We start from the raw sequence: 25,990 nt of genomic DNA on the forward strand, positions 1-25,990 counted from the left end.
CGTCAGCGCATCCCTGCCATTCGCTCGAGTCGCTCGATGCGGTCGGCCATCGGTGGGTGCGTGGAGAAGAGCTTGCTGACCCGCTCGCCGGCGCGGAACGGGTTGGCGATCATCATGTGCGACTGGGCCGCGATCTTCGGTTCCGGCGGTAGCGGCGCTGCCTGGGTGCCGCGTTCGAGTTTGCGCAGCGCCGACGCGAGCGCCAGCGGATCCCCCGTGAGTTCGGCGCCGGACTGGTCGGCCTGGTATTCCCGCGATCGAGACACCGCCAGCTTGACGATGGTCGCCGCGATCGGACCGAGCAGCGATACCACCAGAAGCGCTAGCGGATTGGCGCCACCCTGTCCACGCCCGCCGAACAGGTTCGCGAAGATCGCCATGTTCGCCAGGCCCGAGATGATGGCTGCCATCGCACCTGCAACCGACGAGATCAGGATGTCGCGGTTGTAGACGTGTGAGAGTTCATGACCGAGCACGGCGCGCAGTTCTCGCTCGTCGAGGATGTCGAGGATGCCACTCGTACAGCACACCGCCGCGTGCCGAGGATTGCGACCGGTCGCGAACGCATTGGGTGCTGCGGTGGGACTGATGTACAGCCGCGGCATCGGTTGGTGAGCGGTGGTCGCGAGTTCGCGGACGATCTTGTAGATGACGGGTGCCTGAACCTCGGTAATCGGCTGGGCACGCATCGCCCGCAGCGCGAGCTTGTCGCTGTTGAAGTAGGCCCACGCGTTGGTCGCCACAGCCAGAAAGATCGCGAAGATCAGGATGGTCTGGTTCTGGAACAGTGAGCCGATGAAGATGATGAGCGCCGACATGCCGACCAGCAGGCCGAACGTCTTGGCACCGTTTGCGTAGCCGTGCACCACTCGCCTCTTCCCTGTCCAGCACCGCCCCAATGCGGGAACGGCCCTGACACTACAACGAACCAGCCCGGGATCACGGTTCCCGCGCTGGTTCGAAGACTGTTCAGTAGGTGATCAGCCGACGCGTTCGACGGTGTAGTCCACGAGCCGGACCAGCGCCTCGTTGGCCGGCCCCTGCGGCAACAGGGCGAGTTCGGCCCGAGCCCGGTCGGCGTACTCACCAAGTTTCGCCTTGGCTGCGGTCATGCCCGCCGAACGCTCCAGCAGGGCGAGCGCCTCGGCGAGGTCTGCGTCGTCGGTGACCGGACCATCGAGCAGCACCCGCAGCCGATCGGCCTCAGGACCGTCCTCGTGCAGCGCATACAGCACGGGCAGCGTATGGACGCCCTCACGGAGGTCGGTGCCGGGCGTCTTGCCGGACTGCGCGGACACCGACGAGATGTCGATGATGTCGTCGGCAATCTGGAACGCGGTGCCTACAGCGTCGCCCAACCGCTCGAGTCGGGCGATCTGGTCGGCGTCCGCGCCGGAGCAGGTGCCGCCGAACCGGCCGCTGGCGGCAATCAGGGATCCGGTCTTCTCCCACACGACTTGGAGGTAGTGCTCGACCGGGTCCTTCTTGTCGCGGGCGCCGATCGTCTCGCGCATCTGGCCGGTGACAAGCTCCGCGAACGTCTCGGCGATGATCCGCACGGCCTCCGGGCCGAGCGTGGATACCAGTCGTGAGGCGTGCGCGAAAAGGTAGTCGCCGGCGAGGATCGCGATGCTGTTGCTCCATCGGGCGTTGGCGCTGGGCGCGCCGCGTCGCATTGCGGCCTCGTCCATGACGTCGTCGTGATACAGCGTCGCCAGGTGGACGAGCTCGACGACGGTGGCTGCGGTGACCACGTCCGGGTCGGCGCCCTTGGGTCCGAGCTGTGCGGTCAGGACGGTGAACAGTGGGCGGAACCGCTTGCCGCCCGCCTTCGCGAGGTGCAGAGCCGCCTCGGTCAGAAAGTCCTCACCGTCGGACAGTTCACTGACCAAGAGCTCCTCGACACGGGTGAGCCGGTCGCGCACCAGATCAGCAAGCTGCTGGTCGCCGAGATCCACTCCGGCAATGACAGTGCTCGGCCCCTCAGTGCTCACGATGCCAGTACTCATTCCTGTAGTCGGTGACGCCTCGGTTACCACGGTAGTGAACCTAGCGTTACCACCAGCGATCGCCTCACCTGCCCTCGGCGCAGTCGGCCATCTCGACTGAGAACATACTGGGGTGGTGGCCGAACATTCCCCGAACGCTGGGTTCAGCGACGTACCGAAGCTCCCCTCGAGCACGGAGGTGCTGGTAGTCGGCGCAGGTCCGGCGGGTTCCGCGGCAGCGGCCTGGGCCGCGCGCGACGGCCGCGACGTACTCCTCGTCGACGCGGCGACGTTCCCGCGGGACAAGACATGTGGTGACGGTCTGACGCCGCGGGCGGTCGCCGAACTCGATCTCCTCGGCCTTGGTGGCTGGGTTCGCGAATGTACGGTCAACCGAGGTCTGCGCCTGACTGGCTGGGGCCGGGAGTTGCGGTTGCCGTGGCCCGGAGGCACCCTCCCGACCGTCGGCAGCGCGGTCCCCCGAGCCGAGCTCGACAACCGCCTGCGCCTGGCGGCGATCGAGTCGGGTGCGCAAATGGTGGAGGGCGCCAAGGCTGTCGGGGTCGAGCGTGACGGCAATCGGGTGCGCGCGGTGACATTGAAGACCGCCGCCGGCCCGCGCACAGTCACGTGCGAGAAGCTCGTCGTCGCGGACGGCGTCCGATCGCCGCTCGGCAAGCAGCTGGGCCGGGAGTGGCATCGCGACACCACGTACGGGGTCGCGGCGCGTGCGTACGTATCGTCTGGTCGCCACGATGATCCATGGATCACGTCGCACTTGGAGTTGCGCGACGATTCCGGCACCCTGCAGCCCGGCTACGGCTGGGTGTTCCCGCTCGGTACCGGTGCGGTCAACATCGGCGTCGGGACGCTCGCGACGGCCAAACGGCCGACGGCGGGCGCGCTCCGACCGCTGCTCGAGCTGTACGCGATGCAGCGCCGCGCCGAGTGGCAGCTGGCCGGTGATGTGCATTCGGTGGCGTCGGCGTTGCTGCCGATGGGCGGAGCCGTGTCGAACGTGGCGGGCCGCAATTGGGCATTGATCGGCGATGCGGCGGCGTGTGTGAACCCGCTCAACGGTGAAGGTATCGACTACGGGCTCGAGGGTGGGCGTTTGGTGTCCCGCGCGCTCGCCGACGACGATTTGACCGAGGTGTGGCCGGCGATCCTGCGTGACCAGTACGGCAGGGCGTTCTCGATCGCACGCCGCCTCGCGGGACTACTGACGCTGGCGCGTTTCCTGCCGGCGTCGGGTCCGGTCGCGATGCGCTCGCGGGCGATAATGACCGTCGCGGTGCGGGTGATGGGCAATCTCGTGACCGAGGAGGACGCCGACGTCGTGGCTCGTGCCTGGCGGGCGTCCGGTGGGGCGTCGCTGCGGCTGGATTCCCGGCCGCCGTTCAGCTGAGCAGGGTCACCCGATGGTCACCGGATGTAAGTGCGATCACCGTGTCGCACGGTGCAGCGCGACGATGCCGCCGGAGAGGTTGCGCCACTGCACCTTCTTCCAGCCGGCGGCCTCGATCCGTCGGGCAAGTTCCTCCTGCGCGGGCCACTCTCGGATCGACTCGGCAAGGTAGACGTAGGCGTCGGGGTTGCTGCTGACTGCGCGCGCGACCTGCGGCAGCGCCTTCATCAGGTACTCCATGTAGACGGTGCGGAACGGGCCGAACACCGGCGTGGAGAACTCGCACACGACGAGACGACCACCGGGTTTGGTGACGCGCGCAATCTCCCGCAGGCCGGCATCGAAGTCGGAGACATTGCGCAACCCGAACGAGATCGTGGCGGCGTCGAAGACGCCGTCGGCGTACGGCAGGTGCATCGCGTCGCCGGCGACCATCGGGACACGGCGACCGATGCCGGCTGCGAGCATGCCCTTGGAGAAATCCGTGGCGACCACCCACGCGCCGGAGCGTCCCAGTTCGACCGTGGAGATACCCGTTCCGGCAGCGAGATCGAGGACCCGCTCTCCGGGCTTAAGGTCGAGCGCCGCACGCGTAGCCTTGCGCCAACTGCGATCCTGGCCGAACGACAGGACCGTGTTCGTCAGGTCGTAGCGCTTGGCGACGCCGTCGAACATCGACGCGACCTCATGCGGCTTCTTGTCGAGCGAGGCCCGCGATCCATGTGTGTCTGCCACGGTCGAAGACGCTACCAACCGGGTCGTTGCTGGACGGCTTCAGCCGCGTCCTCCGCCCCAACTGCGCCGTCCGACACAGGCTGGTCCGCAATCGGCGCGTTCCGACGAAGGGCGCGGGCTTTCCCTCGAGCCCACGGCACCAGCATGACGACCACCGCGGTCGTGACGGCGGACCCGACGACGGCTCCGGCGACGACGTCGTGCGGGTAGTGCGCGCCCTGCACGACTCGGGCGAGCGCTACTACGGCTGCAAGAGCTATTACGAGACCACGCTGCATGGGTGAGAGCATTCGTACGGAGGCGAGCACGATGGCGGCCGCAAGACCGAACGCGATGGCGGAGTGGTTGCTCGGGAACGACCAGTCGCTGACCGGGGGGCAGTTCGGAAGCGTCAGTTCTACATGGCACGGTCGCATCTCGCCGACGAAGACCTTGAGGACCTCGCTCAGGCCGTACGCGACCACCACGCCGAAGCCGCCCATCAACAGGTCTCCCAGATAGGACGAGCGGGTTCGCCACATCCGCACAGCGAGGACCGTGAAGATCGCGACGAGCACGAGCAGACCGCCGTCGGCGATCAGGTCGACGCCCGGCAGGTCCGACGTGCGCGGGACGATCGCGCGGTAGATCACTGCGCTGACGTCCTTCAGCAGGTAAAGGGCTACGACGACGACCGCCGCACCGATCAGCATCATCCCCGCGCGTTCGGAACTCGCGGCGCTACCCCTACCCGCTTGCATTCGTATGAGCATAGGAAACCTTCCTGAGTGAATTTCTCAGGAACTTTCGGTGCGGGCTCGCCGGCGCAGCACGAGCAGCACCGGCAGGGCGACGAGCCACGTCCCGACGACAACCGATCCGCACGGCACGATCGCGACGCTCGCGTCGCGGCCGGCGACGCGCACGAGATCCGGTTCGCTGCGCGCGTACTCGACTTCGATGCGCTGCCCTGCGGTGAGTCTGGTCGGATAGAGCACCCCGAGCCGCGGGTTGTGGGTGATGCCATCGGGGGTGACGAAGCTGACCGCCGATCGCAGCGAACCCGCCGAGAGCACTTCGGCGGTCGCGGTACCCATGTCCGACTCGATGGTCCGGTCGTTGCGCCATGCCGCAAGCACGAGCAGGACCGCCAGCACCGAGATGCCGGTGGCCACAGCGACGACTCCGAGCAGCGCGCGGTGCGCGGTCCGGGGACTCACGCCGGTCTCATAGTTGAGCCCGCACGGCGGCATGCAGTTCCCGCAGCACGGAACGATCGGTGACCACCTCGAGGACGCGGATGCCATCCGCGGGCGCGATGAGTGCGGCACCGAGATCGGCCAGAGCGACTCGGGTGTGTGGGACCCGGTACGCAGCACAAAGTGCGGCCAGGTCGATGCCGTGCGGTGTTCCGAAGACGCGGTCGAAGACGCCCGCATACTGCGGATCACCCTGTTCGAGCAGCTCGAAGATGCCGCCACCGTCGTCGTTGGCGACGACGATCGTCAAATCGGCCGGACGCGGCTCCCCGGGGCCGATGAGCAGGCCGGACGCGTCGTGCAGGAACGTCAGATCGCCGAGGAGGGCGACGGTGCGGCCCTCGGTCTCGTACGCGAGTGCCGCGCCGATGGCGGCGGAGACGGTGCCGTCGATGCCGGCGACACCACGGTTCGAGCGCACCTTCACGCCGGGCCGCGGGTAGCTGACCAGCGCGGCATCGCGCACCGGGTTCGACGCGCCCAGCAGCAACTGGTCACCACTGGAGAGGGCATCCATGACAGCGGCCGCCACATGCAGGCCCGTCGTCCGGGGGTGCGCGGCGAGCTGTGAGCGAACCGCCTTGTCGGCGTGCTCGGACAGGTGTCGGCAACGTTCGATCCATGCGGAGTCCGGGGCGCCGGACACGACGGCGCGGGTGCCGGTCCCGCGGACGTTGCCGGAGACGTCGGGCCAGCGCGGCCCGGTGGTGAGCGCGTACACCGCGACGGCAGGATCGGCGAGCAGCTTCGACACCGGACGATGCAGCGTGGGACGCCCGGTGACGATCGCCTGACGCGGCTTGATCTGCGACAACGCGAGCGGATGCAGCGGCAGCCCGTGCAGCGGCGCGGTGGGTTCGGCAACGGTCGGCAGCCCCGCCAGCTCGGGCCGATGCGCCGCGCCGTGCCCGGAGATGACGACGGTGTCGGGCGTGATGTCGATCTCCACCGGGACGTCGAGCGTCGCATGCACGGTCGTGGTCCACGCCGCGCCGTCGGGACGGCCCTGGGGGATCGGACCCTGGGCATGGACGTCCGGGACGAGTGGCTCGCGGAGCGGGATGTCGAAGTGGACGGGTCCGGCGTTGCCGGAGCGGGTGCCGCGGGCGGCTGCCAGCACGCGGCACACCGCGGATCGCCACTGGCTGTTCTGTTCGTCGAAGCGGATCCCTCGCAGCGACTCGTCGCCGGCCTCCTCGGCGAGCCCGAGGCTGATCGCGGCCCGGATCTGGCTGCCGAACAGGCCGAACTGCTCGACGGTCTGGTTGGCGCCGGTGCCGAGCATCTCGTACGGGCGGTTGGCGCTGAGCACGATCAACGGCACCCGCGCGTAGTTCGCTTCGAGTACGGCCGGACCGAGGTTCGCCACCGCGGTGCCCGAAGTCATGACGACCGGCACGGGGCGTCCGCCCGCGACCGCGAGACCGACCGCCAGGAATCCGGCGGTGCGCTCGTCGATGCGCATGTGCAGGCGAAGCCGCCCGGCGGCGTCGGCCGCGTGCAACGCGAAGGCGAGCGGCGCGTTGCGCGAACCCGGGCAGAGCACGGCCTCGCGCACCCCGCCGCGGATCAGTTCGTCGACTACGGCTGCCGCTTGTGCGGTGGACGGGTTCACGTCCTCCAGAGTGCCAGGTGCGGCGACCCACCCGCCGGGAGGGGCTGCGACGATGGTTGGCATGGTGCGCACGATCTTCGACCCAGCAGAGATGGAGCCGGGCAGCTTCTACCCGGTGTTGACCGCGTCGGTGCTGCCACGACCGATCGCGTGGGTGTCGACGCTGTCCGCAGACGGAGTGCCGAATCTGGCGCCGTACAGCTTCTTCACGGTGTCGAGCGCGGAGCCGCCGGTGGTGCAGTTCACATCGGTCACCCGCAAGGACAGCCTGCGCAACGTGGAGGCCACCGGCGAGTTCGTCGTCAACCTGGCGTCCGAACCGATGGTCGAGCACGTCAACGCCAGCTCCGCCCCGTACGAGCCGGGCACGGACGAGTTCGCGGCTCTCGGCATCGCAACCGAGCCGAGCGAGCGGGTCCGACCGAAGCGGGTCGCGGACTCCCCCATCGCAATAGAGTGTCGGCTGCGACAGGTGATCGAGGTCGGGAACTCGTTCGTGGTGATGGGGGACGTGCTGGCGGTCGCGGTGCGGCCCGAGGCGATCGCCGACGACGGACTTCCGAATTTCGCGGCACTGGCCCCTCTCAGCAGGCTCGGCCGCGACGAGTGGGGTACGCCGCCGCCGGTACGGCGGATCCCACGCCCGGGACCACCTGGCTGAAGAACGACTTTCCCGGGCGCATTAGGGTTGGCTAAACTCACGCCGGATTCGCGGGACGGGATGCAATGGCCAAACGCTCAAAGTTCGTAAAGCCCGAACAGCGCGAGATCGTCTCGGCGCACGTGCTCGGCAGCAAGCAGATCAGCCCGAACTTCGTCCGGGTCACGATCGGCGGCGACGGCCTGCACGGGTTCACGCCCATGGGCTTCGACCAGTGGTTCCGGATGTTCATTCCCGGACCCGAACAGACGGGCTTCCGACTGCCGACCACCACCGGCAATCTCTGGTACGCCCAGTTCAAGCTGATCCCCAAGGACGTCCGGCCGACGCTGCGGAACTACACGGTCCGCGAGTTCCGTCCCGAAGGCGGGGTCTTCGGTGACGGCCCGGAACTCGATATCGACTTCACCTCGCATGGTGACCTGGGCCCGGCGTCGGCGTGGGCCAACTCGTGCGCCACGGGCGATCCCGTGGGCCTGCTCGACGAGGGGCTGATCTACAACCCCACCCCCGACGCCCGCTGGCACCTGCTGGTCGGCGACGAGAGCGCGCTGCCCGCGATCGCCGGGATCCTCCGGTCGGTCGACCCCACGCTGCGGGTGCGCGCGTACGTCGAGATCCCCGACTCCGACGACATTGCGGCCGCCCGGGACGTCGCGGCGAGCGACAACGTCGACCTGCAGTGGCTGGTGCGCGAGAGCGCGATCGCCCGTCCGGGTGCGCTGGCGCTGGAGACCATCATGGCGTCGGATTTCTCGGATCTGCCGGGGGGCCCGTTCTACACGTTCGTCGCCGGCGAGAGCGACCTGGCTACGGGGGTACGACGCCACCTCGTCGCCGACCGGAACGTGCCCAAGTCCGACATCGCCTTCACCGGCTACTGGCGTCACGGTCACGCCTCGAATTGAGCTCACGCTCGGGCCGGACCGCATCCACGAACAGGCCGAAACAGACGGAGCCGTAACGACTGCGGGCCCGCCCGGATTCACCGGACGGGCCCGCGGACTCGGTCGTGCTTCAACTACGCGGCGTGCTTCTGCACCAGGTCACCAAGGCGCGGCAGGGCCTCGGTCACGTGCTTCTTGGCTGCCGGACGCAGCGTCCCGTAGACCTTCTTGATCGCACCGCGGTCGCTGGCCTCGATGCGGTCGTCGGTGACACCCAGCAGCGCGTCCGAGACGGCGTCGCCGCGCGCGGTCAGGAACGCCGAGAAGCTCGCCTCACCGCTGGCGCCGAATTCCTGCCAGAACGGCTCGAGGCGCACGACGAACTCCGGCAGCAGTCCCTCGATGGCGTCCGGCACGATCGACGGACCGAGCTTCTTGACGGCCGAGTACCCGCCCTTCAGCGCCAGCCCAGACGCGCCCGTCTTGTCCGAGACCTCCGCATCGACGAGCGCCTCGACGTCCGCGCGAACCGCGGGCATCCGTGCGTCGTCCAGCAAGGTGTCGTTCAGCGCTGCAACCACTTTCATGCCTCCATATCGATTTGTCCATTTCTGACCGCGCACGACCCTATACGACTCATTCGTCCCATGCGTCACCGCTCACGGCCAGCAGTTCGTAGCAGCGCCGTAGCCGGGCGAGCCACCACTGCGCGCGCTCGGGCGGCGCGCCCAGTTCGGCGAGACGCGTCTGGTCCGGGGCGATGGGATGCGCGGCGAGGCTGCCATCCGCCACCTGACGGGGCTCGGCGACGTCGGTGACGAACAGACCCCCGGTACCCAGTCCGCACGCGTACGGCAACGCCGGAAGCGCCGCGGCCGCGGCCAGTCCCGCGTTCATCCCGACAGCGGTGTCGAGCGCACTGGACACAACGACCGGCACACCGTGCCCGGCGAGGTCGTCAGCGAGCGAGAGCAGGCGGCGCATCCCGCCGAGCGGCGCCACCTTCACGACCGCGACATCGGCACCGCCGGTGCGCACCACCTTGAGGGGATCCTCGGCGCGGCGGATACTCTCGTCGGCCGCGATCGGCACACGCCGCCGGCCGTGCCGGTTCATGACCTCAGCCAGACGCCGTCGGACCTCGACGAGTTCGGGCACCGTCGCGCAGGGCTGCTCGGCGTACTCGAGCGGGCCATCGGCGGTGAGCGCGTCCAGCGCGGTGACCGCCTCGTCGACGGTCCAGCCACCGTTGGCGTCGACGCGGACGTTGTCGATCAACTCGCGGACCGCGGCGACCCGGGCGACGTCTTCGGCCAGGGTCTGTCCATTCTCGGCAACCTTCACCTTCGCCGTGCGGGCGCCGGGGAAGGGGGCGAGGATTTCGGGGACCTGCTGTGGGGCGATCGCGGGAACGGTCGCATTGATCGGCACCCGCTCGCGCAGCGGCGTCGGCGGACCGAGCCACGCGGCCTCGATCGCGGCGCGCAGCCAGGTGGCGGCCTCGGCGTCGTCGTACTCGGGGAAGGGCGCGAACTCCCCCCAGCCGGCCGGGCCCTCGAGGAGCACGGCCTCACGAGTGGTGATGCCGCGGAAGCGAACCCGCATCGGCAGGCTCACCACCCGCGCCCCCGCCAGGAGGTCGGCGAGGGACGGGCCCCCGAACGGAACCGTCACGGCTGTCCGGGCAGCAACTGAATCATGAGAGCCTCGCAGTCGGCGAGGATGTTTCCGTCGAGGTCCTTGAGTTCGGCGGTGCACATGAGCTTGCGGCCCTCGACTCGGTCGACGCGGCCCTCGACCACCAGTTCGGTCTCGATGGGCGTGACCTTGCGATAGTTGACGTGCAGGTACCCGGTGCGGGCAATGGGATGCCCCGACGCGTGGACAACCATGCCGAACAGGTCGTCGAACAGCAGCGCGATGGTGCCGCCGTGCGCGGCCCGGTTGCCGCCGCGGTGGAACATCCGGAACTTGCCGCGCAGGCGGACACCGTCGGCGCTGCGCTTCTCGTACTGCCACGGTAGGAGCAGCAGGCTGCCACGTCCGGGCAGGTGTGTGTTGAAGCCGGCCGGGGACTTGCCCTCCGGGACCCGGTGCGGCTCGAGCATCTCGCTCAGCGCGTCGATGCGGGCGATGGCCTCCTCGACGACGTCGTCGGGGATGTGGGTCGAGACGGCGAGGTCCTGCAGGCGGCGCAGCGATTCGACGAATTCTGCGTAGTTCGGCCCGGCCTTGACCGGCGTGAACATGGGGAAGCCGCCGTGATGTTCGTAGACGTCGTCCCCGGTGGTGGTGTCGGTCTGCAGTTGCTCGCTCATAGCTGCACCGTAACGCCGTGCCCGGGTCGACCACGCGCGAGGTGACCTACGCCACTCCACCGCCAACGCCTATCCTCGCTTGGTGACCTTCGACCCGCAGCTCTGGCGTCCCGTACCCGGTTTCGAGAACCTCACCGACATCACATACCACCGTCATGTCACGGAGGGGATCGTCCGCATCGCGTTCGATCGCCCCGAGGTACGCAACGCGTTCCGTCCGCATACCGTCGACGAGCTGTACCGCACGCTCGACCACGCCCGCATGACCTCCGACGTCGGGTGCGTGCTCCTCACGGGGAACGGCCCGAGCCCCAAGGACGGCGGCTGGGCGTTCTGCTCGGGCGGCGACCAGCGCATCCGCGGTCGCAGCGGCTACCAGTACGCGTCCGGCGAGACCGCCGACACGGTCGACAAGGCCCGCGCCGGCCGCCTGCACATCCTCGAGGTACAGCGCCTGATCCGCTTCATGCCGAAGGTCGTGATCGCACTCGTCAACGGGTGGGCAGCCGGGGGCGGACACAGCCTGCATGTCACATGCGACCTGACGCTGGCTTCACGCGAGCACGCCCGTTTCAAGCAGACCGACGCCGACGTGGGCAGCTTCGACGGCGGCTTCGGCAGCGCGTACCTCGCGAAGATGGTCGGTCAGAAGTTCGCCCGCGAGATCTTCTTCCTCGGCGACACCTACACCGCCGAGGAGATGCACCACATGGGCGCGGTGAACAAGGTCGTCGACCACGACCAGCTCGAGAATGTCGCGATCGAGTGGGGCAAGAAGATCAACGGCAAGTCCCCGCAGGCGCAACGCATGCTCAAGTACGCGTTCAACCTGACCGACGACGGACTGGTCGGCCAGCAGCTCTTCGCCGGCGAGGCAACCCGCATGGCGTACATGACCGACGAGGCCGTCGAGGGCCGTGACTCGTTCCTCGAGAAGCGGGACCCGGACTGGACGCCGTTTCCCTGGTACTTCTGACCAACTCTGGACGTGCACCGGGCAGATCGACCCGCCGCTATCCCGTCAGGTCCTTCAAGCTCCCGAACGTGAGGGCGATGTCCCACGGTGCCACGCCCCAGGTGTGGATCGCCGCCGTGACAAAGACACCGGCAACCGACAGCGTCTTGTCGGAGGCCGGCGCCACCACGGTCGAGCCTGGCTGCTCGTGCGGGACCTCCGGCCAGAAGTCGGTACCGCGCGGCGCCGGGGCCGCTTCGAGCAGCGACATCGGTCCATCGCCCTGATCCATGACCGCAAATAGGCAGTACGGTTCGGTCGGGGCGTCCCAGCCACCCAGTTCCGCGACGTAGTATTCGCCTCGGTCGGCGGCCGACACTGCTACTGCGCTGAGGAATCGGTCCATGTCGTACCACGGGTTCGCCTCCGGTCGGGTCGGCTCACCTAACTGGACGACATTGACCTCGACCTCCACCTCCACCTCCGACCTCCCCGCCCCGGACGCGTACCGACTCTGCACCAGCAAAGTTCCGTCGTCAGAGTTCAGGAATACAGCCTCTCGGAAACGGTCGTTCGGCATCGGAGTACGGCCAACCAGCCCGCGACCGAGCACCCCGCTCAGCCAGTCGGGGTCCTCGACACTCCACAGCCTGCTCCCCTCGCTCGTCCAGGTCCGGATCAGCCCACCCGCGACGGGACTGATCATCGCGGTGTTCAAGGTCGCCCCCTGCTCGATCCCCCGCAGCGCCTCGTCCGACGTCATCCGCTTCCTCCCTTTTGTCGCACCGAACCGGGTCGGTGGTGCCCTTCAGACGGGCAACACGCCAACGTATCCGCAAACTCCGACAGATCCGCAGGGCTTAGCCGCGGGCGCGAGACCGACGACGAGACCGATGTCGGGACCCATTACCCCTTGGTGACCCCCGCCGATCGGGTGTGCAATGGGGGATATGAGCGGCGAGAAGACGTTCAAGGTCGACGGTGTCCGACTGTCCGGCTCACTGACCGATCCGGTCGGCGACATGCCGGTGGTGGTGTTCGCGCACGGCAGCGGCAGTGGCCGGTTCAGCCCTCGGAACCGCCACGTGGCCAGGCTCCTGCAGGACGTCGGCCTCGGAACACTGCTGTTCGACCTGCTCGCCCCGGACGAGGAGGGGGACCGCCGGCTGGTGTTCGACATTCCGCTGCTGTCGGCGCGGCTGTGTGAGGTGACGATGCAGTTGCTTGACGGGGTGCGGACAATCGCATACTTCGGCGCGAGCACCGGCGCCGGCGCGGCCCTGCACGCCGCCGCCGAGCCCGATGCCGACATCACCGCGATCGTCTCCCGCGGCGGACGCCCGGACCTGGCGGGATCGCGGCTGTCGGCGGTGCGCGCGCCGACGCTGCTTCTGGTCGGTTCCCTCGACACGACGGTGATCGATCTGAATCGGCAGGCCGCCGAACTCCTCGAGTGCGAGCACGAGCTCGTGATCGTGCCCGGCGCCACGCACCTGTTCGAAGAGCCAGGCACCCTCGACGCCGTCGCGGATCACGCCCGGAGTTGGTTCGTCGCACACGCGCACAACCCGTGAGGGATCGTCCCGGATGCCGCTACGAATCCCTGACGCCCCCCGTCGCACCGACGACCTGCGACGCGTCGCCCGGGAGGACTTCGGCTGGGAGCAGCTCAAACCCGGCCAGCTCGAGGCGATGGCGCCGATACTCGACGGCCGCGACGTGGTGGCCGCGATGCGACGGCACCGACGCACTCGCGTTGCTTTTCTACCGCCCGGAGGATCTGACCCTGCGCACGTTCTTCGCCTCGAGGCACCCCCGGGAAGACGCACTGCGCCGGATCTACCGAACTCTCCCGACCGAGCCGATCTCACTGCGCGAGTTGCGGTTCCGAACAGAACTATGCTCTCGGACCGTGACCAACGCGGTCAACCTGCTGGCCCGCGCCGGGGTCGTCGGCGACGGGGAGTTCGGCATCGCATCCGCAGGTGTCGCAGAGGACGACGCGGTGACAGTGGCGCTGCACGTCGCCGCGACCGACCGGAGGAGGGACCGCTCCCGTGTCGAGATGATTCAGGGCTACGCCGAAACCCGCGGGTGTCGTCGCCGGTTCCTCCTCGAGTACTTCGGCGAGCACCCCGACCGATCGTGCGGTAATTGCGACCGCTGCGACGAAAACGATAGCTCGCCAATACGTTTCGAACGCTCACCGTTTCCCGTCGACACCCGAGTGACTCACCGGGACTGGGGCGCCGGCGTGGTGATCCGCACCGAAACCGACCGGATCACCGTCCTGTTCGACGAGCACGGCTACCGGACGCTGTCACTGGATGCGCTGGAGAGTACCGAGCTGCTGCGGGCATCAAACTGACGCGGCGACGCGCCGAGTCGATCGACGCGCCACGCTGCGTCACCGGATCAGGACATAGACATGGATCCGTACAGCAAGGCCACAGGCAACTGCGGCATCACCAGGGAACTGACCAGCATGCTACCGATCGCCGGAGCGACGAAATCCATCGGACCCGGCGGCGGCGGCGGTGGCGGAGCCGGCGGGTCAGGCAGTCGGGTCCAGGTGCCGCACCGACTCGACTTGAAGGCAGTGTCGCTGTAGTAGATGCGAACGACCTGCCGCCCGGAGGCGAAATCATTCGCGATGATGTCGTCAAGATCGCCGGACAACCCGCTCAAGCGCTCCCAGTAGCAACTGTCGCTCCACTGGGATTCGTAGACGCCGGGCCGAATGTGCGTCCCGACCAGGTGGGTGCCGTCCCCGAAGGACGTCGCCGCGGCACTCGCGGTGCCCGCTCCAAGAGCGATTGCGCCGACCATCACCGCTGCAACCGCGGTGGACTTTCCAATCATTGTGTGACTCTCTCGATTCCGCTCGTTGTACCTGGAGTCGGACATCGCGACTACCCGCGACGACGTCGCGGGCGGATGATCGACTTTCCTCCCCCAATTGCCATTTACTTGTATCAGCGCGGTCCGACAAACAGCTCATTCCGGACGGTCGAGGCGCTCCCAGCTCGAGCAACGCCCCAGGCAGGCACACTGGACGCATGACCGCCGACCGCGAGCAGCCCGCGCCGGAGCACCGCCGCCCGGAAGGGGTCACGGATGCCACAATCGAGGCGGTGGGCAAGCTGTCCGAGGCACTCGAGACCGTCGAACAGGCCCGCGGCCACCTGTACGCGTTTCACCAGTTGATGGGCCGCGCCGACCGGCAGCTGGGACGGGCGGCGCAGATGCTCTCCGAGTCCGGGCACACGGCGCACGCCGAGCGGCTCGAGACGGCGATGGTGGGCCGCAACGTGCTCGAGGGGCGGTGGACGTTCCAGATCGTCGAGGAGTTCGACGACGGCTACTGGGCCGAGTTTCGCGAACACGAGAAGGCGGTTCGCGAGGCACTGCTCGCTGGTCGCCGACACCTGTACGAGGCGGAGATGAAGGAGGCCCGGCGAACGAAGGGCCGGCCCGGGCACGAGGCGCGTCCCGCCCCCGAACAGTGACCCGGGTAGAGACGTCGAGTCGGGAGGAACGACCGTGGAGATACTGAGCAGCAGAACGCTTCTGCGGCCGCGGGACTACGAGGTGACCCTGTCGTTCTACCGCGACGTCCTCGGCCTCGCCATCGCACGCGAGTACCCCGGTGGCACGGTGTTCTTCGCCGGCCAGGGCCTGATCGAGGTGACCGCGCACGGCGGTACGGATCTCTATTTCCGGTTCCCGGGCGCGCTGTGGCTGCAGGTCCGGAACCTGTCGGACGCACAGGACGAGTTGATCCGCGCCGAGGTCCCGATCGTGCGCGAGGCCCGAGAGGAGCCGTGGGGCCTGCTCGAGATGTGGATCGCCGACCCCGACGACATCCCGATCGTGCTGGTCCAGATTCCCGAGAATCACCCGCTGCGACGCGACCTGCGGTGAGGCGGGGCGGCCCGCGCGAAACCGGCCGCGTGAAACCATCTGAGGGTGAGCACCCTCCTGCACCTCCTCCCGATCCCGCCCGGCAGCGCGGTGGTGTCGGTCCTACCGGAACTCACGCGAGTACTGGACGGCTCGAGCCCTCCGCTGCTGCCGGTGCCCGACGGAGATGCGAAGGAGACAGACCGGCTCGCGCACGCCCTGCGCCCGGGTGAACCGATCGACGACGTGGCCGACGACATCGCGCTGGTGATGGCGACGTCGGGCACGACCGGCGTTCCCAAGGGCGCGCTGCTCTCCTCCCGCGCGCTCCGTGCGAGCGGCGAGGCCACGCACCGCCGCCTGGGCGGCCCCGGATCGTGGCTCCTGGCGCTGCCGGCTCATCACATCGCCGGCATGCAGGTGTTGCTGCGCAGCCTGCTGGCCGGGCAGACACCCGTCATCGTCGACGTCACCGCCGGATTCGATCCGGGCGACCTTCCCGCCGCGGTCGACGCGATGACCGGTTCGCGTCGCTACACGTCGCTGGTCCCCACTCAACTCGTCAAGGCGCTCGATCATCCGGATGCGACGGCGGCGCTGGCGGCCCTCGACGCCGTTTTGCTCGGCGGCGCGGCGACCCCGCCGCCGCTGCTGCGCCGCGCCGTCGACGCCGGCATTCGGGTGGTCCGGACTTACGGCATGAGCGAGACGTGCGGCGGGTGCGTCTACGACGGCACCCCCCTCGACGTCGCCACGGTCCGGATCGACGACGACTCACGAGTGGTGCTCGGCGGCGAAATGATCGCCTCTGGCTATCGCGGACTGCCCGAACACCCGGCGTTCGCCGAACCCGGCCGGTTTCGCACCGACGACGCCGGCAGCCTCTCCGGCGGGCGTCTCACGATCCACGGCCGCCTCGACGAGGCGATCTCCACGGGAGGACTCACCGTCGTCCCCCAGGTGGTCGAGGCCGTGCTGGCCGAGCACCCTGCCGTACGCGAGTGTGCGGTCCTCGGAGTCCCGGACGATCGGCTGGGTGAGCGAGTCGTCGCGGTACTCGTCCCTGCGCCGGGGCTGGTGCCGACCGTCGAGGATCTCCGTATGCACGTCAGTTCCGTACTCGACGTCACCGCGGCCCCGCGCGAGATCCGGGTGGTCGATGCCATACCCATGCGTGGCCCGGGGAAGGTCGACCGCATTGCCCTGCGGGAGGCCTGGAATCGCCGCTGACGGTATGGCCACACCGCCCGCGTGACCTCGGCAATCACGGACCTGGCGCACCTCGGCGCAAGCGCGTGCAAGCTCGACGCAAGGCCGATGCCAGTCCGGTGCAAGCGGCCACCCTCATCGTGAGGTCATGAACCTCAACACCTCACCCCCGGCAATCGAAGCCGTCGGGCTCGTCAAGACCTTCGGTGGGCAGCGCGCGGTGGACGGCGTGAGCCTCACCGTGCCGACCGGATCGGTGTACGGCGTGCTCGGCCCCAACGGCGCCGGCAAGACCACGACCGTGCGCATGCTCGCAACGTTGCTTCGTCCCGATGGCGGCGAGGCCCGAATCTTCGGCCGCGACGTCGTCCGCGAGCCGACGGCCGTCCGGTCCCTTGTCGGCCTCGCCGGACAGTACGCATCAGTCGACGAGGAACTCACGGCCACGGAGAATCTGGTCATCTTCTCGCGTCTGTTGGGCCTGGGTCGCGTGGCCGCCAAGCATAAAGCCGCCGAACTCCTCGAGGAGTTCGGACTGACAGAGGCTGCGTCCAAGCCGCTCAAGGACTTCTCTGGCGGCATGCGCCGGCGTCTCGACCTCGCGGCCAGCCTCATCGCCCGTCCCCCGCTGCTGTTCCTCGACGAGCCGACCACCGGGCTCGATCCGCGGACACGCGCACAGATGTGGGACACCATCCGACAACTCGTCGCGGAAGGCTCGACCGTGCTGCTCACGACGCAGTACCTCGACGAGGCCGATCAGCTCGCCGACCGAATCGCCGTCATAGACCGCGGTCGGGTGATTGCGGACGGTACCGCCGACGAGTTGAAGGCTTCGGTCGGAGCATCGGCGCTGCAACTGACCCTGGCGGACCGTGACCTGATCGAGCAGGCCCGGACCGTGATCTCCAGCGCGCTGGGCGTCGAGGCCGCCGTCACCCCCGAATCGGGCCGAATCACCGCACCACTGTCGGATCCGTCGATTGCCGCGGATCTGCTTCTACAACTGCGGGATCGGTCGATCGCCGTCGACGAGATCACCGTCTCCAGACCAAGCCTCGACGAAGTCTTCCTCACAATCACCGGGCACGACACCGCAGAGTCCGAACGGAGCGTTGCATGACCACCACACTCACCTCGCCAGCCAGAACGACTGCAACGCGGACCATCGAGGCCGTCGACCGAATCAGCCCCCAGGCCGCGGTCGCCCACAGCTTCACGATGGCCTACCGCGGTATCCTCAAGATCAAGCACAATCCCCAGCAATTGTTCGATGTAGTGCTCTCGCCGATCATCTTCACCGCCATGTTCACGTACATCTTCGGCGGTGCGATCTCCGGTGACGTGCAGTCGTACCTGCCGATCATCATCCCGGGCATCCTGGTGCAGTCGGTGATCACGACTTCGATCGTGACCGGCACACAGCTACGCGAAGACATGGACAAGGGCGTGTTCGACCGGTTCAAGTCATTGCCGATCGCCCGAATCGCCCCGCTGTCAGGAGCATTGATCGCCGACGTCGTCCGCTATCTGATCGCGACGATAATCACCATCATCGTCGGTCTTGCCATGGGCTACCGTCCAGGCGGTGGGTTCGTCGGCGTGGCGTCCGCGGCACTGCTGATCATGGTGTGCGCGTTCGCGATCAGCTGGATCTTCGCCTTCTTGGGTGTGATCATGAACAAAGCCACTGCCGTGCAGGGTCTCTCGATGTTGACCCTCTTCCCGCTGGTGTTCATGTCCAATGCGTTCGTCCCGGCGGACTCGATGCCGGGATGGGTGCAGGCCTTCGTCAACATCAATCCCGTGTCGCAGTTGGTCACCGCCGTCCGCGAACTCGCGAACGACGGGCACTTCGGCATCAACACAGTGTGGGCCCTGCTGGGCGCGGCGGTGATCGTCGGGATCATGGCGCCGTTGACCGTGCGGACCTTCATGCGCAAGGCCTGACGGTTCACGAGCCCAGTGCGGCTAGGATGTCGAGGATCTCGCGGTGCGCGACGGCGCGGGGCGTCCCTTCCACGGACGCCAGCGCCGTCGCGACGTGGGCGTCGCCGAGGACCGTCCGCGCCCGCGTCAGGTGCCGGTCCAGGTGCATCGACGGACAGTCCTGCCGGGCAGCCACTCTCGTGGAAAGCGTGAGCAGCCGCAGTCCCCGGTCGAGATCACGACCGGCGGTAATGTCGAACGTACCGAGGGCACACGCCACCGCACCCACCAGTGTGAGATCGGCATAACCTCCCGGTCCAAGGCGGGCAACGACGACGGACGGCAGGCGGTCCGCCAGACCTACGACCGACTCGATCCGTCCGGCGAGGGCATGCGCGTCGATGGCCGCCACCGCCACCATGATCTCGTAGAGGTCGACCCCCACCGATACCTCGAGATCGCCGGCACACGCGGCGGCCCGCCGATACTCGGCCAGACCCTGGTCCACAAGCCCGGCCGCGAGATCCACCTCCGCGGTTCCCATCGCAAGCGACGCCTGGTTGTGCGGATCGTCGGCCCGCGCGAGCCCGCCGCGATGCGCCGGGCGGAGCCGCTCGAGTTCCGCACGCGCCTGGGCGATCTGCCCATCGCCGACCATCGCGGCCACCATGAATCCCCGTACTTGCAGGTTCTCGTCGTAGAGATGCAGCTTCCAGAGCCCCTCGGCGGAGCGGCGGTAGTAGGCGATGGCCTCGGCGTACCGCCCGGACTGAGCGCAGACGCTGCCCAGATGTTGGCTCAGCAGCGCGTGATCCCACGAGTCGGAATCCGCCGTCAGCGCGAGCGCACGCTTGGCGTCCGATTCGGAGCCGTACAGGTCTCCGTTGTTCTGCCGGAGGCTGGCCCTTGCTATCAGCGCGATGATGCGGGCGTCCGGATCGCACGAGCGGACTGCGGCCGCGAGCAACCGCGACACTCCCCGGCCCGTCGCCGGGGTGAGCACCAGCGCCGCTGCGATCCGCAGTCGTTCGGAGATGTCTTGTCGCGCAGCGAGAAGGCGTCGCAACCGGATCCGTGCGATGGCTACCGGGCGGACGTTTCCGTCCGTGGTCACATGAACGGCGGCCAGCACGTAGCTTATGGCGAGGTGGTCGCCTGGGACCTCCTCGGGTGAGAGGGCCGATCCGTCGAGGTCCAGCAGTCTCGGCGCCCAAGTAGAAACCTCGGAGTGGGCGCCGCAGGCCGCCCACACGCCGCCGAGCACCGGGAATACCGTCAACGCGGTCCGGACCTGCTTCTCGGCCAGCGCATGTCGGAGAACGGCACGGAGATTGTCGTGCTCGGCCCGGACACGGTGGGCGACCGAGGTCTGTTTGCCGGCAAAGAAATCACGCACGGCCTTCTGCGAGAGCTGTTCGGCCCACCGCGCCGTCCTGCGCCGAACTTCTTCGGCCTCCGACCCGTTCGTACCAACGAGCAACTGCTCTTCACCAAACTCACGAACGGTCTCGAGCATGTGGTACCGCAGCCCGAACGAGTCGGTCCCGGAGGCCGGTTCGACAACCGACAGCATCGAGTGGTTCGCCAGCCCCTCGAGTGCGTCAGCCGCGTCCTCGACGCCGTCCCACTGCGCGACCGCGATGGCGGCGTCCAGGGTGAACCCGGAGGGGAAGCGGCACAGTCGGCGCAGCGCGGCGCGTTCCGACTCCTCCAGCAGGTTCCAACTCCACTCGATGACGGCGTGCAGGTTACGGTGCCGTGCCGGAGACGTGCGGCTACCCGAACGCAGCAGCGCGAAGCGGTCCACGAGGCGGGCGTTGATCTCCTCGACGCTCATCGTGCGAACCCGCGCGGCGGCCAATTCGATCGCCAGCGGCAGCCCGTCCAGTGTCCGGCACAGCTGCGTCACCTCCGACGGGTCTAGACGCGCCGACGGCCGGACCGCGAGCGCACGTGTCCGGAACAACTCGGTCGCCGGGGACTTCTCGTCGCTGATCGCCAGCGGCGGTAACGGATACACCGCCTCGGCGGTGATCGACATCGGGGAGCGACTGGTGGCGAGCACAGTGAGTTGGTCACTCGCCCCGATCAGGTCGGACACTACCTCGGCGACATCGTCGACAAGGTGCTCGCAGTTGTCGAGCACCAACAGGGACGGCCCGGTCGACAGTGCGTCGCGCAGCCGCTGCCGCGCGTCATGGATGTGCGCGCGCGTCAATGCGCCAGGCCTGAGGTCGCTCTCGCTGAGGCCGAGGGTGCTGCTGATGGCGGCGACCAGGTCCTCGCCGCTGCGTACCGACGCCAGTTCGACGAGAGCGACCGGCATCCGCTCGGACACCTGGGCACCGAGCGCATGGGCCACCCGAGTCTTGCCGGTGCCACCCGGCCCCAGCACCGTGACAACCCGCGAACGCTCGAGCAGACTCTCGAGCGCGTCCAGATCTTCCGTGCGGCCGAGCAGTCGGTTCGGCGCAGCACGCAATCCGATCACGTTCGGCAGTGTTTTCGGCAATGTTGCGGGCTCAGATCCGCGTGTGGCACTCGCGTCATCCCGGACGGCCCGGATTGCCGGCTCGACGCCACCGCGCAGGATCGCCGCATTGAGGTCGACAAGCCGCGCCGATGGGTCGGCCCCGAGTCGAGCAGCGAGCCGATCCCGCAGACCGGCGAACACCTCCAGCGCCTCGTTCGATCGACCTCCACCGTGCAGGCACTCCATCAGCACGGCGTGCGCAGCCTCTTCCAACGGCGCAGCGTCCGCGACGGCGCGCGCCTTCGGGAGGGCTCGCTCGAACTCACCCAAGGCGAACAGAGCGGCGAGTTCCGTCGCTGCGAGCGCGTCGCGGTACGTGGCCGCCTCTCTCGCCAGATCGCGTGCAAGGTCGCCGTCGGGCAGGTCCGCCCCCGGCTCGCCGCGCCACAGCGCGCCGGCCAGTTGCACGGTCTCGATAGCGCCTAGGTGATCGCCGTCGGCATGCTGCTCGCCCGCCACCCGGGAAAGCTGCCTCGCCCGCGCCAGATCGACCCGTTCGGCTGCGAGAGTGAGCCGGTAGCCTGCGGGCCCGGCCTCGACAGCGCCGTCCGGCAGCACCGCACGCAGCCGTGAGATCTGGGTGTGCAGGGCATTCGCCGGTGACTTGGGAGGCGCGTCGCCCCACACGTCCTCGACGAGAGCCGCGGCACCACGACTCCTTCCGGGCCGCCTCGCGAGCGCGACCAGCAGACTCCGGGCCCGGGCTCCGGCCAGTGCGACCAGGGCGCCGTCCCTGCGGGTGGCCACATCGCCCAGCACGGCCACCTCCACCTGGACGGGCAGTCGCACAGGTGCAGGAATGTCGGGGATTCTCGTCACAGGCTGCACAAGCGGCGAGCGTATTGGACGAGCCGACCGGCGGCCACTTTGAAACTCCGAAGGTGACAGGATCGAGGCATGGCTTCTGTGTCCCAGTGGATCGAGGGCGCCCGACCGCGCACCCTCCCGAACGCGATCGCACCGGTCCTCGCGGGCACCGGCGCGGCCGCCTCGCTCGACGCCGCGGTGTGGTGGAAGGCACTTCTCGCGCTGATCGTGTCGCTCGCGTTGATCGTCGCGGTGAACTTCGCCAACGACTACTCGGACGGTATCCGTGGCACCGATGACGAGCGAGTGGGCCCGCTGCGTCTCGTCGGCTCCAAGCTGGCCTCGCCCGCCGCGGTAAAGACCGCGGCGATGATGTGTTTCGCGGTGGCAGCTGTGGCCGGCCTGGTCCTGGCGCTGTTGTCGGCGTGGTGGCTGATTCTCGTCGGCGCACTGTGCATCCTCGGCGCCTGGTACTACACCGGCGGCAAGAAGCCTTACGGATACAGCGGTTTCGGCGAGATCGCGGTGTTCGTGTTCTTCGGCCTCGTCGCGGTCCTGGGTACCCAGTTCGTCCAGGCCGGCCGGGTCGACTGGGCCGGGCTGCTAGCCGCTGTCGCGGTCGGCTCGTACTCGAGCGCCGTGCTCGTGGCCAACAACTTGCGCGACATCCCCTCCGACACCGAGTCCGGGAAGATCACCCTCGCAGTCAGACTCGGTGACGCGCGCACCCGCATCCTGCACCTCGTCCTGCTGATCGTCCCCTTCGTCGTCACCGCCGCTCTGCTCGTGCGCACGCCCTGGGCGCTGGTCGGCTTCATTGCGCTGCCGCTCGCGGTGCGCGCGAATGCCCCAGTCCGCGGCGGCAGCCGTGGCCCAGCACTGATACCGGCGCTGGCGATCACCGGTCAATCGATGTTGTTGTGGGCCACGGCAACCGCGTTGGCGCTCGGGCTGACCTGACAGACCGTGCCCGAGGTCAGCGCTTGTCGGGGACGAGGGCGCTGAGCACGACGTTCACCAACGAGATGATGATCGCCCCCCACACTGCGGTCCAGAAGCCGTCGACGCTGAGACCCCAATCGGTCTGCGAACTGATCCACGACGTCAGCAGCAACATCAACGCATTGATGACCAGGGTGAACAAGCCGAGCGTGAGGATCAGTAGGGGTAGCGAGAACAGCTTCACGATCGGCTTCACGAATGCGTTGACGGCGGTGAATACCAAAGCGATGCCGAGGACGATCAACACGTCCGCGCCGGTCCCCTCCCCCGAGCGGGCAATCTCTATACCACTCACCCACTGAGCGGCGAGCCAGATGGCGAACGCGTTGATCACCAGACGAATCACGAGTGTCATGGGTTCATGCTGACACGAACCGGTCCGGCAGGAGAGTTGTGGTGAGCGACGACTCCGCTCGGCCCGTCACGCCCGCCGGACGATGGCCGCGTTCAATCGAAGCCGCTCGTGCAGGAAGTGTTCGATGCGATCGACCTCGTCGTCGGTGCAATCGAGCAACACCACCACGTCGACGTCGCGCTTGGTCAGGTCGGCAGTGAGCGCGACCCCAACGATGCCGGTGCCTTCTGCCGACCCGCGGAACACGTCCACGCCTTCGCGGTCCCTACCCGCCGTCTCCTCGAGATAGCCGTGGTCGACCGGATAGACGACCTCCGGGAATCGCGGATGTGCGCTCCCCGTCGGACGGTCGATTCGCAGCGGAGTCTTGCGGACCAACTCGTCGAGGGCCGCGAAGTAGGCCACGAGGTTCGTCATAACTCAAGCCTGCCATGACGAGCCAGGCCGGCGGCCCAGAACTCTGGGCAGTGGGCAGGTATGTCAAAGAGATCCGCCGACACACCACACCGCCGACTGGCTCGTGAACGGCGCGGCCTAGCCTCGAATCGAAACGTCCCCACGATCGGAACGGGAGAATCCCACCATGCTGAGCAAGACCGCCACCTCCGCCCTCGCCGCCGCAGGACTCGTCGGCGGGTACGCCGTCGCCCGCCAGACCGGCAACCGCCAGCTCGGTGGCGCGGTACTCGCGGCAGCCGGGGGCGTCTGCACGTACAACTGGGCCAAGAGTTCGGGGCCCGGCCGGGCCGCGGCACTCCTCGGCACCTACGTCGCGGCGTTCGGCGGCTCGCACCCCCTCGCGAAGAAGATCGGCGCCTGGCCCTCGGTCGGAGTCGTCGCCGGGACCACCGCGCTCGTATCCCAGCTCGTTTCCAAGTCGGACGGGTAGCGACCAGGGCCTGGTCGGCCCGCCGCCAGGCGTCGGCAATTCCGTTGCGAGAGTGCCCCTACCAGCGTGTTTCGGGGGGAGGATGAGATCGCAAAAGAAACTCTTGTCATACCACACTAACGGATCTAGGTTTCACAGTGGACATTGAACTGTGGCCCCAATCACGACCGCAGTAATTCATCGCGGAATCAGCCATCCCGCCGACTTCGGCTGGAGGAGCTTTCATGGCCACTACTGCAGATGGCACTCCGGGGGGAGGTGAGAACCGCGACCCAGGCGTCGGGTTGGCCGAACGCCAAGCTCTGAGTTCGCCGACCGAGATGCCCAAGCCGCGGGTTCTGGCCGCGTTCGCGTTCGCGCAGTTCGCTCTGTTCGTTGCGCTGCTCGGACCACCGACAGTGAGCATCGCGATCAAACTCACCGCAGTGGTCGGGTCCGACAATGCACCACAGGCGGCGGGATTGGTCCTCGGCGTGGGCGCGATCGCGGCACTGGTCGCCGGTCCCATATTCGGCTACCTGTCCGACCGCACGACCGGACCCTGGGGACGGCGCCGGCCATGGATGATCGGCGGCAGCATCGGACTCGCTCTGTGCCTGTTCGTCATGGCGATCAGCGACAGCGTTCCGGTTCTGGTCGCCAGCTGGTTCGTAGCGCAACTCGTCGCGAACGCCGCCTTGGCGGCCTACTTGGCCACCATCGCCGATCAGATCCCCGTCCACCGTCATGCAAGTATCTCGGCGTTGGTGAACGTCATGCAGCAGGCAGGGATTCTCGTCGCCGTCTACGCCGTGAGTTTTCTGTCGTCGAGCATCGTTGCGATCTTCATGGTCCCAGCCGCCATCGGCGTGGTCGGCATGGTCGTGTACTCACTCGTACTTCCGGACAAGCCGCTACTCGAGAGGCCCCCGTCACGGGGCGCGCGCGAGTGGCTTTCGTTGATCTGGGTCAACCCACGCGAGCACCCGGACTTCGCCTGGGCGTTCCTCTCGCGCTTCCTGTTCTTCATCGGTCTCTTCCTGTTCACCTCCTTCCGGCTGTTCTGGATGCAAGACCGCATCGGTCTCGACACCGATACCGCCGCCTCGGTCGTGGCCACCGGGGTACTCATATACACGGTGATCCTGATGTTCACCGGGCAGATTGCCGGGATGGTCTCCGATCGGATCAAGCGGCGCAAGCCCCTGGTATTCATCTCGGTCGCAATGTCCGCGCTCGGCTTCGGACTGCTTGCCGGTGTCACCACGGTCACCGGCTTCTACGTGGTGGAAGCAATCCTCGGGATCGCGTACGGGATCTACTTCGGGGCGGACCTCGCCCTGGTCATCGAGGTGCTTCCCGATCCCGAAAATATCGCGAAGGATCTCGGGATCTTCAACATCGCCAACGCCGCCCCCCAATCACTCGCGCCGTTGTTCGGTGCAGGGCTGCTCGCCATCGGATCGGGGGGCCAGAACTACACGCTCCTCTACATCGCCAGCGCTGTAGTAGCACTGCTCGGAGCCGTCGCCATCCTGAAGGTGAAGAAGGTGAGGTAGAGCCCTATCCACACTCGCGC

The 25,990-nt window shown here is 67.9% G+C and carries 28 protein-coding genes; 14 read left to right on the top strand and 14 right to left on the bottom strand.

What is annotated here, in order from left to right:
* Positions 1-2 precede the first annotated feature (2 nt).
* Positions 3-866 (bottom strand): zinc metalloprotease HtpX, encoded by an 864-nt coding sequence (gene htpX, locus EF834_RS13935; protein ID WP_127947836.1) that lies wholly within the window; start codon positions 864-866, stop codon positions 3-5.
* A gap of 114 nt (positions 867-980) precedes the next feature.
* A complete protein-coding gene (locus tag EF834_RS13940; protein ID WP_127947837.1) occupies positions 981-2,009 on the bottom strand; it encodes a polyprenyl synthetase family protein in 1,029 nt (342 codons plus the stop codon).
* 112 nt (positions 2,010-2,121) lie between these two features.
* On the opposite strand from EF834_RS13940, the gene EF834_RS13945 reads away from it, so the two are divergent.
* Positions 2,122-3,396, top strand: coding sequence for a geranylgeranyl reductase family protein (locus tag EF834_RS13945; protein ID WP_127947838.1), 1,275 nt, complete (start codon positions 2,122-2,124; stop codon positions 3,394-3,396).
* 36 nt (positions 3,397-3,432) lie between these two features.
* Here the strand turns inward: EF834_RS13945 and EF834_RS13950 are convergent, their stop codons facing one another.
* From EF834_RS13950 to menD, 4 genes are read right to left on the bottom strand one after another with little or no spacing between them, the layout of a single operon-like run.
* Positions 3,433-4,131, bottom strand: a complete 699-nt coding sequence (locus EF834_RS13950; protein ID WP_127947839.1) for a demethylmenaquinone methyltransferase — start codon at positions 4,129-4,131, stop codon at positions 3,433-3,435.
* Positions 4,132-4,142: 11 nt separating this feature from the next.
* The gene (locus EF834_RS13955) at positions 4,143-4,871 is read right to left on the bottom strand and encodes a phosphatase PAP2 family protein (protein WP_235871205.1); all 729 of its coding nucleotides are present in this window, start codon (positions 4,869-4,871) and stop codon (positions 4,143-4,145) included.
* Between the two features lie 36 nt (positions 4,872-4,907).
* A complete protein-coding gene (locus EF834_RS13960; protein ID WP_206615284.1) occupies positions 4,908-5,330 on the bottom strand; it encodes a DUF3592 domain-containing protein in 423 nt (140 codons plus the stop codon).
* A 7-nt stretch (positions 5,331-5,337) separates the two neighbouring features.
* Positions 5,338-6,984 (bottom strand): 2-succinyl-5-enolpyruvyl-6-hydroxy-3-cyclohexene-1-carboxylic-acid synthase, encoded by a 1,647-nt coding sequence (gene menD / locus EF834_RS13965; RefSeq protein ID WP_127948118.1) that lies wholly within the window; start codon positions 6,982-6,984, stop codon positions 5,338-5,340.
* A gap of 64 nt (positions 6,985-7,048) precedes the next feature.
* Here menD and EF834_RS13970 point away from each other — a divergent pair, with 64 nt between their 5' ends.
* Both EF834_RS13970 and EF834_RS13975 read left to right on the top strand, forming a co-directional pair.
* Positions 7,049-7,645, top strand: coding sequence for a flavin reductase family protein (locus tag EF834_RS13970; RefSeq protein ID WP_127948119.1), 597 nt, complete (start codon positions 7,049-7,051; stop codon positions 7,643-7,645).
* 65 nt (positions 7,646-7,710) lie between these two features.
* Positions 7,711-8,553: a siderophore-interacting protein gene (locus tag EF834_RS13975; RefSeq protein ID WP_127947841.1), complete on the top strand. Its 843-nt coding sequence runs from the start codon at positions 7,711-7,713 to the stop codon at positions 8,551-8,553.
* A 113-nt stretch (positions 8,554-8,666) separates the two neighbouring features.
* Here EF834_RS13975 and EF834_RS13980 read toward each other — a convergent pair whose 3' ends face one another.
* From EF834_RS13980 to EF834_RS13990, 3 genes are read right to left on the bottom strand one after another with little or no spacing between them, the layout of a single operon-like run.
* On the bottom strand, positions 8,667-9,113 hold the full coding sequence (locus EF834_RS13980; RefSeq protein ID WP_127948120.1) for a DUF6918 family protein: 447 nt from the start codon (positions 9,111-9,113) through the stop codon (positions 8,667-8,669).
* Positions 9,114-9,168: 55 nt separating this feature from the next.
* The gene (locus tag EF834_RS13985) at positions 9,169-10,206 is read right to left on the bottom strand and encodes an o-succinylbenzoate synthase (protein ID WP_127947842.1); all 1,038 of its coding nucleotides are present in this window, start codon (positions 10,204-10,206) and stop codon (positions 9,169-9,171) included.
* On the bottom strand, positions 10,203-10,850 hold the full coding sequence (locus EF834_RS13990) for a PaaI family thioesterase (RefSeq protein ID WP_127947843.1): 648 nt from the start codon (positions 10,848-10,850) through the stop codon (positions 10,203-10,205). The genes EF834_RS13985 and EF834_RS13990 overlap by 4 nt, the downstream gene beginning before the upstream one ends.
* 82 nt (positions 10,851-10,932) lie before the next feature.
* Between EF834_RS13990 and EF834_RS13995 the strand changes: the two genes are divergently transcribed.
* A complete protein-coding gene (locus EF834_RS13995; protein ID WP_127947844.1) occupies positions 10,933-11,826 on the top strand; it encodes a 1,4-dihydroxy-2-naphthoyl-CoA synthase in 894 nt (297 codons plus the stop codon).
* A gap of 37 nt (positions 11,827-11,863) precedes the next feature.
* Here the strand turns inward: EF834_RS13995 and EF834_RS14000 are convergent, their stop codons facing one another.
* The gene (locus EF834_RS14000; protein ID WP_235871206.1) at positions 11,864-12,568 is read right to left on the bottom strand and encodes a hypothetical protein; all 705 of its coding nucleotides are present in this window, start codon (positions 12,566-12,568) and stop codon (positions 11,864-11,866) included.
* 187 nt (positions 12,569-12,755) lie between these two features.
* Between EF834_RS14000 and EF834_RS14005 the strand changes: the two genes are divergently transcribed.
* Together EF834_RS14005 and EF834_RS18325 are read left to right on the top strand one after the other, a co-directional pair.
* Positions 12,756-13,379, top strand: coding sequence for a dienelactone hydrolase family protein (locus tag EF834_RS14005; protein WP_127947845.1), 624 nt, complete (start codon positions 12,756-12,758; stop codon positions 13,377-13,379).
* Between the two features lie 338 nt (positions 13,380-13,717).
* A complete protein-coding gene (locus EF834_RS18325; protein WP_206615301.1) occupies positions 13,718-14,173 on the top strand; it encodes a RecQ family zinc-binding domain-containing protein in 456 nt (151 codons plus the stop codon).
* A 47-nt stretch (positions 14,174-14,220) separates the two neighbouring features.
* Here EF834_RS18325 and EF834_RS14015 read toward each other — a convergent pair whose 3' ends face one another.
* Positions 14,221-14,667: a hypothetical protein gene (locus tag EF834_RS14015; RefSeq protein WP_127947847.1), complete on the bottom strand. Its 447-nt coding sequence runs from the start codon at positions 14,665-14,667 to the stop codon at positions 14,221-14,223.
* A gap of 197 nt (positions 14,668-14,864) precedes the next feature.
* Here EF834_RS14015 and EF834_RS14020 point away from each other — a divergent pair, with 197 nt between their 5' ends.
* From EF834_RS14020 to EF834_RS14040, 5 genes are all read left to right on the top strand, one after another.
* Positions 14,865-15,314, top strand: a complete 450-nt coding sequence (locus EF834_RS14020; RefSeq protein ID WP_127947848.1) for a hypothetical protein — start codon at positions 14,865-14,867, stop codon at positions 15,312-15,314.
* Positions 15,315-15,348: 34 nt separating this feature from the next.
* The gene (locus EF834_RS14025) at positions 15,349-15,729 is read left to right on the top strand and encodes a VOC family protein (protein ID WP_127947849.1); all 381 of its coding nucleotides are present in this window, start codon (positions 15,349-15,351) and stop codon (positions 15,727-15,729) included.
* Positions 15,730-15,774: 45 nt separating this feature from the next.
* Positions 15,775-16,938, top strand: a complete 1,164-nt coding sequence (menE, locus tag EF834_RS14030; protein ID WP_127947850.1) for an o-succinylbenzoate--CoA ligase — start codon at positions 15,775-15,777, stop codon at positions 16,936-16,938.
* Between the two features lie 127 nt (positions 16,939-17,065).
* Complete coding sequence (locus tag EF834_RS14035; RefSeq protein WP_127947851.1) at positions 17,066-18,040, top strand: ATP-binding cassette domain-containing protein; 975 nt, start codon at positions 17,066-17,068, stop codon at positions 18,038-18,040.
* Positions 18,037-18,867, top strand: a complete 831-nt coding sequence (locus EF834_RS14040) for an ABC transporter permease (RefSeq protein WP_127947852.1) — start codon at positions 18,037-18,039, stop codon at positions 18,865-18,867. Before EF834_RS14035 ends, EF834_RS14040 begins: the two co-directional genes overlap by 4 nt.
* 4 nt (positions 18,868-18,871) lie before the next feature.
* On the opposite strand, the gene EF834_RS14045 is transcribed toward EF834_RS14040, so the two are convergent.
* On the bottom strand, positions 18,872-22,207 hold the full coding sequence (locus EF834_RS14045; protein WP_235871208.1) for an AfsR/SARP family transcriptional regulator: 3,336 nt from the start codon (positions 22,205-22,207) through the stop codon (positions 18,872-18,874).
* Positions 22,208-22,276: 69 nt separating this feature from the next.
* Between EF834_RS14045 and EF834_RS14050 the strand changes: the two genes are divergently transcribed.
* Positions 22,277-23,146 carry a 1,4-dihydroxy-2-naphthoate polyprenyltransferase gene (locus tag EF834_RS14050; protein WP_127947853.1) on the top strand — a complete coding sequence of 290 codons (870 nt, stop codon included), beginning with the start codon at positions 22,277-22,279 and terminating at the stop codon, positions 23,144-23,146.
* A 16-nt stretch (positions 23,147-23,162) separates the two neighbouring features.
* Here EF834_RS14050 and EF834_RS14055 read toward each other — a convergent pair whose 3' ends face one another.
* Both EF834_RS14055 and EF834_RS14060 read right to left on the bottom strand, forming a co-directional pair.
* Positions 23,163-23,543, bottom strand: a complete 381-nt coding sequence (locus EF834_RS14055; protein ID WP_127947854.1) for a phage holin family protein — start codon at positions 23,541-23,543, stop codon at positions 23,163-23,165.
* Between the two features lie 66 nt (positions 23,544-23,609).
* Positions 23,610-23,960, bottom strand: coding sequence for an inorganic pyrophosphatase (locus EF834_RS14060; protein WP_127947855.1), 351 nt, complete (start codon positions 23,958-23,960; stop codon positions 23,610-23,612).
* A gap of 166 nt (positions 23,961-24,126) precedes the next feature.
* Between EF834_RS14060 and EF834_RS14065 the strand changes: the two genes are divergently transcribed.
* A complete protein-coding gene (locus tag EF834_RS14065; protein ID WP_127947856.1) occupies positions 24,127-24,432 on the top strand; it encodes a hypothetical protein in 306 nt (101 codons plus the stop codon).
* 224 nt (positions 24,433-24,656) lie between these two features.
* Entirely contained in the window at positions 24,657-25,970 is a 1,314-nt protein-coding gene (locus tag EF834_RS14070; protein WP_127947857.1) for an MFS transporter, read from the top strand.
* Positions 25,971-25,990 lie beyond the last annotated feature (20 nt).

The organism is Rhodococcus spongiicola (assembly GCF_004011835.1).
Lineage (GTDB): Bacteria > Actinomycetota > Actinomycetes > Mycobacteriales > Mycobacteriaceae > Prescottella > Prescottella spongiicola.

Excerpts from the sequence above, each read along its gene's own strand:
- EF834_RS13940 (WP_127947837.1), bottom strand. The coding sequence starts at position 2,009 with ATGAGTACTGGCATCGTGAGCACTGAGGGGCCGAGCACTGTCATTGCC.
- EF834_RS13955 (WP_235871205.1), bottom strand. The coding sequence starts at position 4,871 with ATGCAAGCGGGTAGGGGTAGCGCCGCGAGTTCCGAACGCGCGGGGATG.
- EF834_RS13975 (WP_127947841.1), top strand. The coding sequence starts at position 7,711 with ATGGCCAAACGCTCAAAGTTCGTAAAGCCCGAACAGCGCGAGATCGTC.
- EF834_RS13990 (WP_127947843.1), bottom strand. The coding sequence starts at position 10,850 with ATGAGCGAGCAACTGCAGACCGACACCACCACCGGGGACGACGTCTAC.
- EF834_RS14000 (WP_235871206.1), bottom strand. The coding sequence starts at position 12,568 with ATGACGTCGGACGAGGCGCTGCGGGGGATCGAGCAGGGGGCGACCTTG.
- EF834_RS14005 (WP_127947845.1), top strand. The coding sequence starts at position 12,756 with ATGAGCGGCGAGAAGACGTTCAAGGTCGACGGTGTCCGACTGTCCGGC.
- EF834_RS14015 (WP_127947847.1), bottom strand. The coding sequence starts at position 14,667 with ATGATTGGAAAGTCCACCGCGGTTGCAGCGGTGATGGTCGGCGCAATC.
- EF834_RS14020 (WP_127947848.1), top strand. The coding sequence starts at position 14,865 with ATGACCGCCGACCGCGAGCAGCCCGCGCCGGAGCACCGCCGCCCGGAA.
- EF834_RS14035 (WP_127947851.1), top strand. The coding sequence starts at position 17,066 with ATGAACCTCAACACCTCACCCCCGGCAATCGAAGCCGTCGGGCTCGTC.
- EF834_RS14040 (WP_127947852.1), top strand. The coding sequence starts at position 18,037 with ATGACCACCACACTCACCTCGCCAGCCAGAACGACTGCAACGCGGACC.
- EF834_RS14050 (WP_127947853.1), top strand. The coding sequence starts at position 22,277 with ATGGCTTCTGTGTCCCAGTGGATCGAGGGCGCCCGACCGCGCACCCTC.
- EF834_RS14055 (WP_127947854.1), bottom strand. The coding sequence starts at position 23,543 with ATGACACTCGTGATTCGTCTGGTGATCAACGCGTTCGCCATCTGGCTC.
- EF834_RS14060 (WP_127947855.1), bottom strand. The coding sequence starts at position 23,960 with ATGACGAACCTCGTGGCCTACTTCGCGGCCCTCGACGAGTTGGTCCGC.
- EF834_RS14065 (WP_127947856.1), top strand. The coding sequence starts at position 24,127 with ATGCTGAGCAAGACCGCCACCTCCGCCCTCGCCGCCGCAGGACTCGTC.
- EF834_RS14070 (WP_127947857.1), top strand. The coding sequence starts at position 24,657 with ATGGCCACTACTGCAGATGGCACTCCGGGGGGAGGTGAGAACCGCGAC.